General features: G+C 67.6%; 9 protein-coding genes. 6 read left to right on the forward strand and 3 right to left on the reverse strand.

Translation table 11 applies throughout. The annotated features are described in order from the left end of the window. Positions 1-622: 622 nt before the first annotated feature. Positions 623-1654, forward strand: coding sequence for a ligand-binding sensor domain-containing protein (locus G6O54_RS23175; RefSeq protein WP_165228544.1), 1032 nt, complete (start codon positions 623-625; stop codon positions 1652-1654). 514 nt (positions 1655-2168) lie between these two features. Here G6O54_RS23175 and G6O54_RS23180 read toward each other — a convergent pair. The 3 genes from G6O54_RS23180 to G6O54_RS23190 all read right to left on the reverse strand — a co-directional run bounded on the left by G6O54_RS23180 (position 2169) and on the right by G6O54_RS23190 (position 4595). Continuing rightward, positions 2169-3104: a PLP-dependent cysteine synthase family protein gene (locus G6O54_RS23180; protein WP_165228546.1), complete on the reverse strand. Its 936-nt coding sequence runs from the start codon at positions 3102-3104 to the stop codon at positions 2169-2171. 240 nt (positions 3105-3344) lie between these two features. Beyond that, a complete protein-coding gene (locus G6O54_RS23185) occupies positions 3345-3506 on the reverse strand; it encodes a hypothetical protein (RefSeq protein ID WP_165228548.1) in 162 nt (53 codons plus the stop codon). A 105-nt stretch (positions 3507-3611) separates the two neighbouring features. Next, complete coding sequence (locus tag G6O54_RS23190; RefSeq protein ID WP_165228550.1) at positions 3612-4595, reverse strand: YsnF/AvaK domain-containing protein; 984 nt, start codon at positions 4593-4595, stop codon at positions 3612-3614. A 1495-nt stretch (positions 4596-6090) separates the two neighbouring features. Between G6O54_RS23190 and G6O54_RS23195 the strand changes: the two genes are divergently transcribed. From G6O54_RS23195 to G6O54_RS23215, 5 genes are all read left to right on the forward strand, one after another. Beyond that, the gene (locus tag G6O54_RS23195) at positions 6091-7140 is read left to right on the forward strand and encodes a hypothetical protein (RefSeq protein ID WP_165228552.1); all 1050 of its coding nucleotides are present in this window, start codon (positions 6091-6093) and stop codon (positions 7138-7140) included. A 413-nt stretch (positions 7141-7553) separates the two neighbouring features. After that, positions 7554-8285 carry a laminin B domain-containing protein gene (locus tag G6O54_RS23200; protein ID WP_165228634.1) on the forward strand — a complete coding sequence of 244 codons (732 nt, stop codon included), beginning with the start codon at positions 7554-7556 and terminating at the stop codon, positions 8283-8285. A 201-nt stretch (positions 8286-8486) separates the two neighbouring features. Beyond that, entirely contained in the window at positions 8487-9446 is a 960-nt protein-coding gene (locus tag G6O54_RS23205; protein WP_165228554.1) for a hypothetical protein, read from the forward strand. A gap of 826 nt (positions 9447-10272) precedes the next feature. After that, complete coding sequence (locus G6O54_RS23210; protein ID WP_165228556.1) at positions 10273-11133, forward strand: DNA adenine methylase; 861 nt, start codon at positions 10273-10275, stop codon at positions 11131-11133. A gap of 106 nt (positions 11134-11239) precedes the next feature. Beyond that, complete coding sequence (locus G6O54_RS23215; protein WP_165228558.1) at positions 11240-13414, forward strand: P-loop NTPase family protein; 2175 nt, start codon at positions 11240-11242, stop codon at positions 13412-13414. Positions 13415-13502: the final 88 nt, after the last annotated feature.

Raw genomic sequence — 13502 nt, forward strand, 5'->3', positions numbered from 1 at the left:
ATACCACGCACCCCACGCGGCACACAGCATCCCGCTTCAAATCGGAGTCGCCGGCGATCATCCCTCGGCCAGGCGAGGGAGCATGCGGAGCGAGGCGAGCCGTCCGGTCCGAGGGGACCAGGATTGGCCCCCTCACTTGTGAGTGAAGATAAGGTTGGCCGGCTCTGCTTTACCCACAAGTGCAAGTCGAGCGAGGTCGCACGTCGAGCAGGCCGAGCCATTACGGTCCCCTCCCCCATGTGTACGGACCGAGGACATGGGTAACAGGTGTTCGGGGACATGGGTAACACATCGTGGCATCATGGCGGGCCCTACACCGAGGAGGCCCGCCATGACCTGGAAGGATGTGTCGCTCATGTCCCAACGCCTCGAGTTCGTCGCCCCGTGCCGGCCGCCATGGGCTCATCGCGGAGGGACAAATTCTGTGAGATCCGCGCTCTCCACGCTCCCGATTCCCGCCTATTCGCTTGGATCAACGACCTGCGTCCGGGCGGGAAACCGGGAGGACACGCCGATGGCAGGCAGGGGAGCATTCCCTCGCTCGGCGCCCAGGCATGGATCTCCCTCCGACAGACCGCGCAACCTTCTGGCCAAACTCGCTTCACCCTTGATCGGAGAAAAGATGCCGCTTCCCCTGCTGCCCAGCCGTTACACCACCTTGATTGCGGGGTTGGTCGCCATCGCCGGCCCGGCCGGCCAGTCCGAGGATCGCGATCCCTACTTCACGCCGACTGCGGCCAGGTCGACCTCGTCCATGCCGCGGGTGATCATTCGCAACATGCGGGAGGATCGTGCCGGGAACATCTGGTTCGCCACGTTCGGCGGCCCGATTCGCTATGACGGCAAGGAGTTCGCGAACTTCTCCGAGGAGGTGGGCCTGACGAGGACACGGATCTTCTCGCTGCTGGAAGCCCGATCGGGCGCACTCTGGTTCGGCTCCATCACCGGCGGCGCGTCGCGATATGACGGGAAGTCGTTCGAGAAATTCACGAAAAAAGAGGGCCTGGGCAACAACGACGTGATGTGGATCTTCGAAGATCGCGATGCGAACATCTGGTTCGGCACCGGAAACGGCGCAAGTCGTTACGACGGCAAATCGATGACCAACTTCACCACGAAGGAGGGGCTCGTCGACAACGCGGTCTACACGATCGCCCAGGATGCTTCGGGGCGAATCTGGTTTGGGACCCAGGGCGGCGTCTGCTCCTACGACGGCAAATCGTTCTCCAATCTCGCCGACCGGGTCGGAAGGCCGTTCGTGAATGTTCGCTCGATGGTCGTGGATCGATCGGGGAACCTCTGGTTCGGCGGCCAGGAGGGGGCCTTCCGCTACGACGGCAAGACCCTGGCGACATTCACCTCCAGGGAAGGGCTGCTGGATGATTTCGTCGGCTCGATGATCCTCGATCGAACGGGCAACCTCTGGTTCGGGCATCCCGGGAGTTTCCCCTCTGGCAAGGGCGGCGGCGCGAGCCGATATGATGGAAAGTCCTTCCGGCACTTCACCCAACGCGATGGCCTCAGCAGCCTGACCGTCTTCGGCATGCTCGAAGACAGGGCCGGAAACATCTGGTTCGGCAGCGCCGACGCGGGCGCATGCCGCTACGACGGCAAGACCTTCACCAATTTCTCCGCCATCAGCCCGCCTCGGTGACCAGCCAGGCCGCGCAGGCCCCCGGCTGCTCGGCTGCCTTCGCGTCTGCCATGACCTCGCCTGCCCTGAGAGCCTCTCGAGCCGGGGATCTCTCGGCCTTCCCATGGGCAATCTCCGGGAGTGGGCGATAAGGACCAACCCCCGACGATAGCCGACGTGGCAAGGATGGTCTTACCGGACGCTCACGTTCAACCTGCGGGCCGAAGCCGCCGCTGACCCCTGGAATGTCATCCTTTCCAGACTGCGCACATCTGAGCAATAGCGACGGCCCCCTATCCGGCCCTGAGCAATAGCGATGGCCCCCCATCCGGCCCTAGGCTCCTCTTAAGGGTGTGGAAACCATCTGCGGTGATTACCAGCGGCGACTCACGTCTTCCATTCACCTCTCGGGTTCATAGTATCTCCCACGGGGCTCGCCGGCCCTCCGATCGCCGGCGCGGTCTCCGGTCATGGTCGGCCCGGTCTCCGGCCGGAGCCGCCTCCAGGTTTGTACGCGATCCGAACGCTGGGCGTTCTAGCGCAACCACGGGCGGGAGAGGTATCGGTCCCAGGAATCGGCGAGCACGGCGACGACCGGGCCGTCGCAGCCGGTCGCCGCGACGCGGAGGGCCGCCGCGACGGCCGTGCCGGAGGAGCCGCCGACGAGCAGGCCTTCCTCGCGGATCAGACGCCGGGCCGTGGCGAACGATTCCTCGTCGGAGACCCGCTCCGCCGCGTCGATGACGCCGGGATCGCAGGCGGCGGGCATGACGCTGCCGCCGATCCCCTCGACCTGGTATCCCGCGTCGTGGTCCGGATGCGAGGGGTCCACCATGTGCGCCAGCCTCGACCCGATCGGATCGGCCAGGATGATGCGGACGTTGGGGCAATGGGCCTTGAGGTAGCGGCCGACGCCGGTGATCGTCCCGCCCGTGCCGATGCCGCTGACGAACGCGCCGACGCGGCCGCTGCACTGCTCGAGGATCTCCGGCCCGGTCGTCTCCTCGTGGATACGCGGGTTGGCCGGATTGACGAACTGGTCGGTCAGGAACCAGCCGTGATCCTCCGCCATCCGCCGCGCCACGTTCTGGAAGTTGTCGGGCGAGGACGGGGGTGCGTTGGGGACGATGAGGACCTCGGCCCCGGCGGCGACCAGGGCGGCCCTCTTGTCCGCCGACATCTTCTCCGGCATCACGCAGACGAGGCGGTAGCCGCGCGCGGCGGCCACCAGGGCCAGGCCCATGCCGGTATTCCCCGCGGTCGCCTCGATGAGGGTCGCCCCCGGTGCGATCCGCCCATGCCTCTCGGCGTCGTCGAGGATGGCCCGTGCGATCCGGTCCTTGATGCTCCCGCCGGGGTTCAGGAACTCGCACTTCCCCAGGACCGGCGCACGCAGGCCCGCCCCGAGGCGCTGGAGTCGTACGGTCGGCGTCCTGCCGATGCGATCGAGGATGGGGCCGAGGGTTTGCATCGGGGTATTCTCGCCCGATCCTCGCCCGGCGTCGAGATCCTCTCGGCAGCGGGCTCCTTCCGGTCCCTCCGCCCCGCACCGACGCCGCGGCTCCCCGGCGACGAGGAAGCGGCCGCTGGGGGAACAGGTCGCGCAACCGAAACGGCGCGCCGGGCTCAGATGCCGCGGTGACGGGCCGAATCGGCCGAGCACGCGATCCGCGACCGAGGCGCCGATTGTCGATAGCCCCTTATCCGGCTCTTATCCGGCCCGGGCCTCGGTCTTCGCGTGTTTCCTGACGTCCTGGGAGAGGGAACGGCCGACATCATCGCTCTCGGTGAACCGGCCTTGCTCATCACGGCGGACAGATCGCTTGTCGGTGCCGGTGTCGATGAGCTCTCGGACGCTGGACTTCCTCTTCATGGCGGTGGAACTCCCGACCCGGAAAGTCGCGGGCCCCGGCCTTCGACGCGAAGGACCGAGGCCCGGCGACGTTCAAGACGGATTCCGTGCCCTACCTCGCTCATGTCAGCTGGAGGTCTTATCGCCGCCGGTGCGGACGTCCACGTTGCCGGTCTGCTCGACCTTGACCTCCTCCTTGCGGACCTGCCCCGAGACGTGCTCGGTGTCCTGAACGACCCGCTTGCCGACCTTGACCTCCTCGGTCACCACCGCGTCCTTGGAGACGTTGACCTGCTCCTCGCGGACCGGGATGCGGACCTCCTCGCCCGCGCGCAGGTCGTCGCCGACGCCGGTGGTCGCGGCACGGCCATGCACCGGGGTCCGCTCGATGACGACCTCCTCCCGCTGGACCGGGACCTCCAGGTGCTTGGTCTCGGTGCGGACCTCCTTGCGGACCCGGACCTCGCCGGCCTCGACCGGATGCTTCTCGGCGTGCAACCGCTCCTCCTTGACCTGGATGGTATCGCCCTCGCGGCCCGTCGCTGCCCTGGCCGTCCCGGTCGCTGCCCTGGCCGTCCCGACGGCGGTCGCGGACCGGCCCGCGACCGAGCCCCGCGTGCTCATGTCATACGCCCCGTGCCGGTTCAGGATGGCGTGGGCCTCGTCGCGGCGGCCGTCGGCCGTGACCGTCACGATGGTCCGGCCCGCCTCGAACTCTTCGTGATAGTACTTCGCCTCGTCCTCGGGGATGCCGTAGCCGATGAGGGCCCCGGCCAGGCCGGCGACCGCGGCACCGGCCGCGGCGTTGGAGATCATAACGCCCAGGGTGCCGGCGGCGATGGCCGGCCCGACGACGGGGATGACGCCGGAGAGGACGCCGAGGCCCGCCAGGGCCCCGAGGCCCAGGCCCGTCAACAACCCGGCGACGCCCCCCTCCTCGGCGTACGTATCGCCCGTCTTGCCGGACGCGGTCGTCCCCTCGGTCTGCCGCATGGCGACGCCGATTTGGTCGTCACGGAAGCCGGCCTTCTTGAGGTCGGCGACGGCCTGGTCGGCGTGGCGGCGGTCCTCGAAGACGCCGACGACGGTCGAATTTCCCTTGGCTGCCATGGTGGGCCTTTCTTTGTCGGAAGTTCGCGTCGGATTCCGTCCCTCTACTCGCACATCCGTGTTCGCCGGAAGTGGCGTACAAGTCAAAATCCAAGCCGAATCCTCGGACCCGTTGACCCGAGGTGACAGGGCAGCTCGAACGCCGAAAGGCAGGAAACACCGGCGGCCTGGATCGGAAGATGGGAACGGGCCGCCGGTGCCGGAACAGAGAAGGAACCGCCCCCAAATCTCGGAGATATAAAAACCTCAGCAATTTCGGAGCCCAAGCCGATCCCGGCCTCAGGAATCCTCGGCCACCGGTTTGCCGGAGATCATTCCCTGTGCATTCGGCCATCCCGCCCCGGTAGCGACTCGTCAATGAGGGCCGCCAGACGGAACCTGACTCAACCTATTCGGCGGAGGACGACGCGGGCCGAGGCTTTCGCTTGCCGGATCGCTTCATTGAGACCGCTTCATTGGGACCGCTTCATTGGGACCGCTTCATTGCCGCGGGACCTTTCGCCGCAAATGCTGCGGCGTTCTGCTGGAGCCAGATGCGGCACTGTGTCGACACGGTCGCCACGTCGCCCAGGCCTTCCGGCCAGAAGCGATTTGCAAGGTAGCCGGAGCCCGTCTCATCGAGAAGTAGGGAATCAGTCAGGGAATCAGCACGGGGGAATCAGCGGAATCAGGGCCACGCGGAATCAGTGGCCACGCACCCAAAACAGAGAAGTGGGGGATACTGAATGGAGTGCCGGCCGAGCGGTCGTCGATTCGGAATATCATTCTGGATAGCAGGACATGCTCGAGGCCCTCAGCAGCCCCGGGGCCGGCTGGGCCGCGAGCAGCCCTCGCGACCGCCTCGCCAGCCGGCCCTCACGACATCCCGACCTACGCTCTCCGCACCCGGTCCGATGATCCCCGATACCTCGCACGCCGGTCCTCGTCCGATCCCATCTCGAAGTCCCCCGGTCCCCGCAGCCAACTCCGGAGCGCTCGAGGCCGGTCGGCCCCTCGCGTCGCCAGACCCGCTCGTCCATCTTTCAACGAGGAACGTTGAGCCAGTTGGCGATGGGTTCGACCCGACCGTCCCGCCATTCTCTCTGTCTTGCCCAGATAGCTCCGCTTCGGAGCCTGGCCACCGTGGCCACCCCTTTCAAGCTGCGGACCGAAGCCGCCGCTGACCCCTGGAATGGCATCCTTCCCGGACTGCGCCCATCCCGCTGAGATAGAGCGATGGCGCCCTATCCGGCCCCTGGCCCCTTGTCCGGCCTCTATCCGGCCCCAATAACACTCCACCTCCGCCGAATCTCCGGGTATCTGATGCCGCTTGTCTTCCATCAATGCCCGCGGTGGCATCGGCCCGGGACCGTCCGCGTTCCACCCCGGTTCTCGGCCAGAGGGCGAGCGCAGACCCTACGCTGCTCGGGATGGTGACACTGAATGACCACAGCGAACCACGTGATCGGCGTGCCCGACTCTGCTCCTCTGGCTTCTTACCCTGGAGGTCCTCTGAATGACCACGGCGAACCCGGTGATCGGCGTGCCGGCCCCTCCGACACTAACGCGACGGCAACGAGTGGCCCCCGCCGTCACGCTACTTCTGCTGTCGCCCATCGTGGTGAATGTGCTCTTCGGCGCCATCCGTATCACGTTCATTCTCGCCGTGCTCCCCGCCGCCGCCGCATGGGGCCTCGGCACCTTGATCATCCGCGACCTGGTGCGCCGCCGCCATCGGGGCTGGGCCGCGATTCTCTTGCTGGGCGTCGCACTCGCCATCGCCGAGGAGTGCGTCTTCTTGCAGACGTCCCTGTTGCCGCTCATCGGAGTCGATCCGAATCATGTGTACGGTCGTGCCTTCGGGGTGAACTGGCCCTATCTCCTCTGGGCACTCGGGTACGAGAGCGTCTGGGCCGTTGCCCTGCCCATCCTCCTCGTCGAATGGATGTATCCCGAGCGGCGCAACGGGCCGTGGATGGGCAGCAAGGGCCTTGTGATCGCCTCCGTTGTCTTCGTGGTCGCCGGCCTGGTCAGGTGGTACGGTTGGACGCAGGTGTTCGTGCCCCAGAACTTCCCACAGTGGGCGCACCGGCCATCGCCGTTCACGATCGTGTTCGCATTGGTCGCGATCGGCATGCTCGTGGTTGGCGGCCTCAAAGCGCCGTCGTCCTCTGAGACGGTGCGGCCAGCGACCGGGGCGGCGCCCCCTCCGTGGCTGGTGGCAATCGCCGCCCTCGGGGTCGGGCTCGCGTGGTCCGTATTGCTCTTTCTGGCCTACGGAGCAGCCCCCACGCTGCCCGTCGGAATCCCACTGCTGGCTGGCATCGGCCTCGCCGTAGTGGCGATCCTGCTGGTCGACCGATGGGCCCATCGCCCCGGCTGGCAGGAGCTTCATTCTCTGGCCCTCGCTTCCGGTGCGCTCCTGGCCAGCATGTCGGCGGGATTCCTGGTCTTGAAGGGCGGTGGTGCCCCCCCGGTCGATTTCGTCGGCAAGGCGATCTTGAACGGGATCGCGATTCTCGGATTGATCCACCTCGGCATGAGGTTCCGTGGCGGCTCGGACTAAAACGAGCGGTTGCCGCCGGGGGATTCGGAGTTACAATTGTTGGAATTCTTGTGTCACCATAAATTATTGATTATATAGGAAAAAACTCGATCAAATTCGATTGACGTACATCAAACGGGTCCCAGCAGATCGCCCACGCCTCGGAAGTCTCGTCCGATCCGCCCGGGGGATCGGGGAGCCGGCTTCAGGTTGATGGTTCGCCGCTCGGGGGCGGGGGGGGGCGAGGAGCTCTCGGATCGGGCGGGGTGTGACGTGCCAGGCTGCCTCGGCCGAGCACGCGATCCGCGTTCGAGACGCCGATTGTCGCGGTTCGGATCTGGTCAAGGGGTGGGCGGGGAATTAGGCTGATTCGGTTGTGCGAGCGACCCGGGGCGGCATCCTCTTCCTCCCGAACTGCCGAAAGAGGTGATCACATGAGCCGGCATGTCCTCTCTGCCCTGTTCCTTGGGACCTTCGCGTTCACGCTCGATCTCGCGGTCGCCAGGGGCGACATCGTGAGCCGCTTCGACGCCGGCGACGAGGGCTGGCAGGTGGTGAGCTTCGAGAATCTCACCGCCGACAACTTCTCGATCATGGCGACCTATACCCCCACCTTCAACGCAACGGGCGGAAATCCGGGCGGATACATCTCCACGTCGGATCAGGACAACGGCGACTTCACGTACGCGGCGCCGGGCAAGTTCCTGGGGAACGTGTCCGCGGCGACCGGGCTCAGCTACGACCTGATCTACCCCGTGGGGGCGATCAACTATCAGCCCACGGACGTCATCCTGATGGGCAACGGCCAGACCCTGCTCTGGAAGAGCAGCCCGGACATCGTGCCGGGAACCTCATGGCTGAGCGTGAATGTCGATTTCGTCCCCTCCACGGAATGGCACGTGGGGACCTCCAACGGCGCCCTCGCCACGGCGGCGGATTTCGGCAACGTGCTGGGGAACCTGACGGGCCTCTTCATCCGCGGCGAATACACGATCGGCCTGAGCGAGACCTCGGGCCTCGACAACGTCAGACTCGCCGGCGTGTCGGCCGCCGTCCCCGAGCCCGGCTCCCTGGCGATGATGGCCATCGCGGGCGTCGCCGTCGCGGCGTTCGGCCGGATTCGCCGGCGGCCTCCGTCTCCGCATCGGTCCCGCCGGCCGGAATGACCTCGCCCGGAGACGAGCCCTCGCGGGGCCGCCCGGCCTTCCCCCGGGCCGCAGGGACCCAGCCTCCTCCCGGGTCGGGGCCGGCCGCGGGGATCGGAGCGGCCCCGTTCACGCTCGCCATCGTCGCATCCCCTCTCGAGAATCCGGCCCGGATGATGTCCGGCGCCCGTCCGGTCGCCGATATCGATCCGGGAGGATCGCATGAGCCAGACACCGCCCAGGCTCCTGGAATCGGAGCAATCGCCGGGTCAAAAGACCCTGTACCTCGAGATCCCGCTCGGCAACTGGGCCCCGGTCACCGGGGTCTTCTTCCCGGCGGGATACAGCTACAACCTGTCGTCCCTCAACCTGCTCATCTACCTGCATGGCGACCGGTTCGAGGGGAGTGCATGTGAAGGGGTCAAGGATATCAAGGCCTACTGGTCCGGGAAGCTGTTCCCGCTCCGCCAGTTGACCAACGACAGCAAGAGCGAGAAGGCCATCCTGGTCGCCCCCACCCTGGGCCCCCGCCCGGGGGCCGGCGGGCTGACGCCCGCGGATAAGTGGGGCACCCTCGTCGACAAGATCGACTGGTACCTGGACCAGGTCGCGTGCGGGATCGCCGCCTACGGCCCGCAGGCGCCGCCGCCGCAGCAGCTACAGGCGCCGCCGCAGCCACAGGCGCCTCAGCCGCCGGGCAACCCGTCGGGAGCCGGGGGGACCACGCCGCTCCCCGACGCCCGGGTCAAGAAGATCGTCCTGGCGGGCCATTCGGGGGGAGGAGCCCCCATGCTGGCCCTGGCCAACGAGCTGACGAGCGGCAACTCCTTCGACGCGTCGGCCCTCAAGCAATGCTGGGGGTTCGACTCGCTCTATCAGGGCGCCGAGCCCTGGCTCAAGCTGGCCAGGCGAACCAATGTTTGGGTCAATATGTGCGCGGGCAGCAGCACGAAGGACGCCTGCGCCGAGCTCGAGAAGCTCGCGAAGACCGAGCCCCGGACGAGCCAGGTGACGGTCTACCCGTCGTTCTACGACGTGCCGCTCGGGGACTGGTCGCCCCGCCGGGACCCGAAGCCGGCGCAACCCGCATTGAGGAAGACCCCCACCGGGCTGGTCTACGGGCACTGCGAGGTGCCGAAGAACTGGTGGGGCATGTGCCTGAGGCAGTCCTTCCCCCCCTGAGCGAGTGCCCAGGCAGGCCGGCCCCCTTCCTCGCGGACCGAGCTGCCCGCCCCTGGCTTCGATGAAGCCCCGCAGGGTATCCAGTCCATGTCGCCGCGGCGCTCGAGCCTGGATGGAGAGGGGGGCCTCCATGCTGGTGACAGGAAGGCAATCGCGCCGGCTCCCCCGGTCCGGATCTCCCGATTTTGCGGATTTCCGCGGGGATGATCTCGGAGAAATCTCGGCGAGCCCGATCGAAAATCGCGAAACATGGCGCACTCTCTAGATAGAGGCATCGCACCGTGGCCACGCTGCGCGCCGGCGGGTCGCGTGGCCGTGCGGCGATGGCGGAGGTCCCACGATGACGTGTAACCGGAACGTCTCTCCTTCCGGGCCGATGATCCAGGTCGCGAAGGATGCGGGGATCGGGCGGTTTTCTGCCGGGATCGGGGGGGGCGAAGCCAATCAAAAACCGCGTCGGGGATGTTGCTGGAAAAGAACTTACGGCGAGTCCTTCGAAGCAGCCTGCGCGACGAGCGAACCCAATGGCAAGGGCCCGATCACACGGACCGTGGCCGCGGTGAATGCCCTCGAGGCGGCCTGCTTCACCCGTCCCCACGTTCGCTGATGCGAGTCCTCTCGAGGCGGCGGCGGCCTCCCCTCCCCTCGGGAAAGGTTGCGGGCGAGGACGACCGAGAAACCGAGATCCGGTGGATCGGGCCTGCCCGGATTTCCTGTCCATGCGGCGAGATGGCAACGGCCGTCGCCGACCCTTGATCGAGCGGCGGCCCCTCCTCGATCATCGGCCCGTTTCGGAAGGGTCCCTGCCTTCGGGTACGATAGCGACATGACGAAGCGGCGGGCACGACCGTTCGTGAAGTGGGCCGGCGGCAAGCAAGCGATTGCGAGCGTCCTGGTCGGGATGTTCCCCGGGAGGTATGGCTGCCATTACGAGCCGTTCCTGGGCGGCGGGAGCGTCCTGTTCGCGGCTCGCCCCGAGGTGGCCGTCTGCGGGGACCAGAACGAATGGCTGCTCGGCTGTTATGCGGCCATCCGCGACGACTGGCCGCGAGTGGCCGGGGTCCTCGACGTCCTGCCCAATACCAGGGAAGACTACCTTCGCATCCGCGCCGTTCGGCCCGGAACCCTGGACCCGTTCACCCGGGCCGCGCACTTCATCTACCTGAACAAGACGTGCTTCCGCGGCCTCTTCCGGGTGAACCGCGAGAATCAATTCAACGTCCCCTACGGTGCCTATGATCGCCGGTATTACGACCCGAACGAGCTCGCGGCGGTGGCCGAGGCGCTCCGCAACATCGAGTTTCGATCCGGGGACTTCGAGCGCTCGCTCGCCGGCATCAGGCCGGGCGACTTCGCGTACCTCGACCCGCCCTATTACAAGCTCGGCGGCTACTCCGACTTCAACCGCTACACCCAGGGCCGGTTCCGCGAGGACGACCACGCCCGCCTGGCGTCCGTCTGCCGGGAACTGGACGCGCGCGGTGTCCTCTGGGCGGTCAGCAACAGCGACACGCCCTTCGTCCGCCGCCTGTTCGACGGCTACGCGATGATCCCGGTCTCGAATCGGCGCGAGATCAACCTCGACCCCCGGGAGAGGGACATCACCGAATTACTGATCGTGAATTATGAGGTGAAAATCAACCAGGATGATCGATGTCCTGGGATTCGGGAGGGGGCCGAACGGTGACCACGCGGGCCCGTCCCGCCCCGGAGCCGCGTGCGAACCGGGCGGCGAATGAGGGTGTCCGGGCAAGCGGGATCCGTGGCCTTTCGGCGATTTCCACGAGCGAGCGATGAACTGGCGCGCACAGCTTGAAGCGTATGCCGTGCGGGAGGATCGGCCGGTCCTGAGCGTCCCGGAGGGCGTGGGGCTCGAGTTCTCGGACGGGAACGACGTCTTCTGGATGCTGCCCGGCGAGGCGACCTCCTCGACCTGGATCGCCGAGACGGAGCCGAACGCGGCGGCCTTGCTGGACGAGTTCAGGACCATCGACCGGCTGCGGACGACGGTCCTGCACGTGATCCGGCACGACATGGCCGGGCGCGGGATGTGCGTGGATCGCCGCTGGAGCGGCGACTGGGCCGTGAAGTCGGGAGCGATCTCGTCGAGCATCAACGTCGGCCCCACGCTCACCGCGCGATGCCTCGGCGAGCGCGACCTGGGCCGGATCCTCTCGGCCTGCTACGAGCACACGATCCTCGGCGACCCGCCGGACGAGGACACGATCGGACGCTTCCTGGCCACCGGCGGCCCGCCCGTCGACGAGCGTCCCTGGCCCGACGAATCCGCCGCCGCCGATCCCCCCTGGACGCTCCGCAAGGTCCTGCTGTCGTTCGGCCTCTGCGAGGCGGCCCGGAACCCGGACGCCTTGACCTTGCCCGAGGCGATCCTCGACGCCTTGACGCCGACCGGGAGGCTCGGCCGGGCGCTCCTGAGCGTGGCGGAGAGGCTCCCCGACGTCTCCGCCAGTTGTGAAATGAGCGACTGTTCCATCGTCCTGGACTTCGACGACGGCGAGGACGGCTATCGGATCTCGCGGCGGTCGCGCGAGCTCGCCCGCCTCGTCCGATCCCTGGGCATCGAGGGGGCCGCCCATCAACTCGCCGACGAATATTTGCGCTTGAATTCCGCACGGACGCTGGTCCTGGGCGCGGTCGGTCGCGCGGCGTCGCGTCGCGGTTGGAGCGTGCAGCGATTGCGGCCGTTCTTCCTGGCGCCCGGCATTTCCGCGACGTGGCACCTGGGGCGGGTCCGGCGGGACGTCTCCTTCCGCGTGGGCCGCGAGCTGACCGACGCGCTGCGGGCCGAATCCCCGGACCGGGCGATCCGGAGCTTGCTCGCGTCCCAGCCCGCCTTCGCCGCGGAATGCGTCGCGGCGCTCGGGGAAGAGGGTCCGCCGCCGGCCTTGCCGGAGCGAGAGCTCGCCCCCGCCCTGCCCTCGCGGCAGCCCACGCTTCGGACGCTCGATCGCCCGACGATCCGCGCGATGGACGACTTCGCGGACCGTACGCTGGCCGCGTACCTGCGCGATGAGAACGCCCTGGACGACTACCGCAGGCCCGACCGGTTCGACGCCTCGCGCGACACCTGGGCGACCCGCGCCGATTGGGTCCACCTGGCGGAACGGTCCCTCGCCGACGAGTGGCCGAATCCGGCGGCCCTGGTTGTCCTCGTGGACGCGGGCGACCCTCGGGCGATGGAGAGGGCTCGCGAGCTGCTCCGGCGGATCGAGCCGGATTCCGAGATGGGCGAAGCCGTGGTCGAACTGGTCTGGCGGCTTCGCCACGACCTGCCCGACGTGGCCCGCCGCTGGTTCGCGGCCCAGGCCTTCGAATCGGTCCCGTTCGCGGCGGTCCGGGCCCGCCTGGGTGATCCGGTCGCACGCCGGTTCCTGCGGACGAATGAAGGCTTCGAGATCGATGATGAGAATACCTGGACCGAACGTGCGAATCCGGAGTCGCTCGGGGAGCGGCCGGACGCGGCGTCGCGAGCGAGGATCCGTCCCCGGCTCGTCGAATGGGCCCGGACGACGTGGAAGTGGTCCCCCGCCGAGACCGACGAGCTGAGGAAGGCATGCTGGCTTGGGCTGGACGAGGTGGCCGACGCGCTGGACGAGAATCCTTACCTGGGCAACGGCCTGCTCTGCGGCGATCGCCGGCACGCCATGTTCGATGAGCCGGGCATCCTCCTGTGCGCGGACCTCCTGCTCGTCTGGTCCCGGCTCAGGCCGACCCGGCTCCTGGCCCGGATCGCGGCCACGGCGCAGTCGGGGGAGGTCGTCAGCGAGGCCGAGGCTCTGGCGCGGGAGACCGCTGAAAGCAAACCCGCCTGCCGCAAGCAACTCGACTCGACCCTGCGGATCTATCAAAGGTGGTGGCAGGACTTGCAGGTCCCGCTGGCCATCGCGTGGCGTCGATGCCGATCGGCGCTCGACCTGGAGGACGAGGCGTGGGCTGTCCGGCCCTGATGAGATGACGATCTTGCGCGGAAGACGGGGGCGGGCCGCCGCGATCGGCCGGAAGTCCTTTGCTCGATTCGTCGCGGCCACCTCGGGA

Origin of the sequence: Aquisphaera insulae, from assembly GCF_011064615.1 — a bacterium.
Taxonomy (GTDB): domain Bacteria; phylum Planctomycetota; class Planctomycetia; order Isosphaerales; family Isosphaeraceae; genus Aquisphaera; species Aquisphaera insulae.

Excerpts from the sequence above, each read along its gene's own strand:
- G6O54_RS23215 (WP_165228558.1), top strand. The coding sequence starts at position 11,240 with ATGAACTGGCGCGCACAGCTTGAAGCGTATGCCGTGCGGGAGGATCGG.
- G6O54_RS23205 (WP_165228554.1), top strand. The coding sequence starts at position 8,487 with ATGAGCCAGACACCGCCCAGGCTCCTGGAATCGGAGCAATCGCCGGGT.
- G6O54_RS23200 (WP_165228634.1), top strand. The coding sequence starts at position 7,554 with ATGAGCCGGCATGTCCTCTCTGCCCTGTTCCTTGGGACCTTCGCGTTC.
- G6O54_RS23195 (WP_165228552.1), top strand. The coding sequence starts at position 6,091 with ATGACCACGGCGAACCCGGTGATCGGCGTGCCGGCCCCTCCGACACTA.
- G6O54_RS23175 (WP_165228544.1), top strand. The coding sequence starts at position 623 with ATGCCGCTTCCCCTGCTGCCCAGCCGTTACACCACCTTGATTGCGGGG.
- G6O54_RS23185 (WP_165228548.1), bottom strand. The coding sequence starts at position 3,506 with ATGAAGAGGAAGTCCAGCGTCCGAGAGCTCATCGACACCGGCACCGAC.
- G6O54_RS23190 (WP_165228550.1), bottom strand. The coding sequence starts at position 4,595 with ATGGCAGCCAAGGGAAATTCGACCGTCGTCGGCGTCTTCGAGGACCGC.
- G6O54_RS23180 (WP_165228546.1), bottom strand. The coding sequence starts at position 3,104 with ATGCAAACCCTCGGCCCCATCCTCGATCGCATCGGCAGGACGCCGACC.
- G6O54_RS23210 (WP_165228556.1), top strand. The coding sequence starts at position 10,273 with ATGACGAAGCGGCGGGCACGACCGTTCGTGAAGTGGGCCGGCGGCAAG.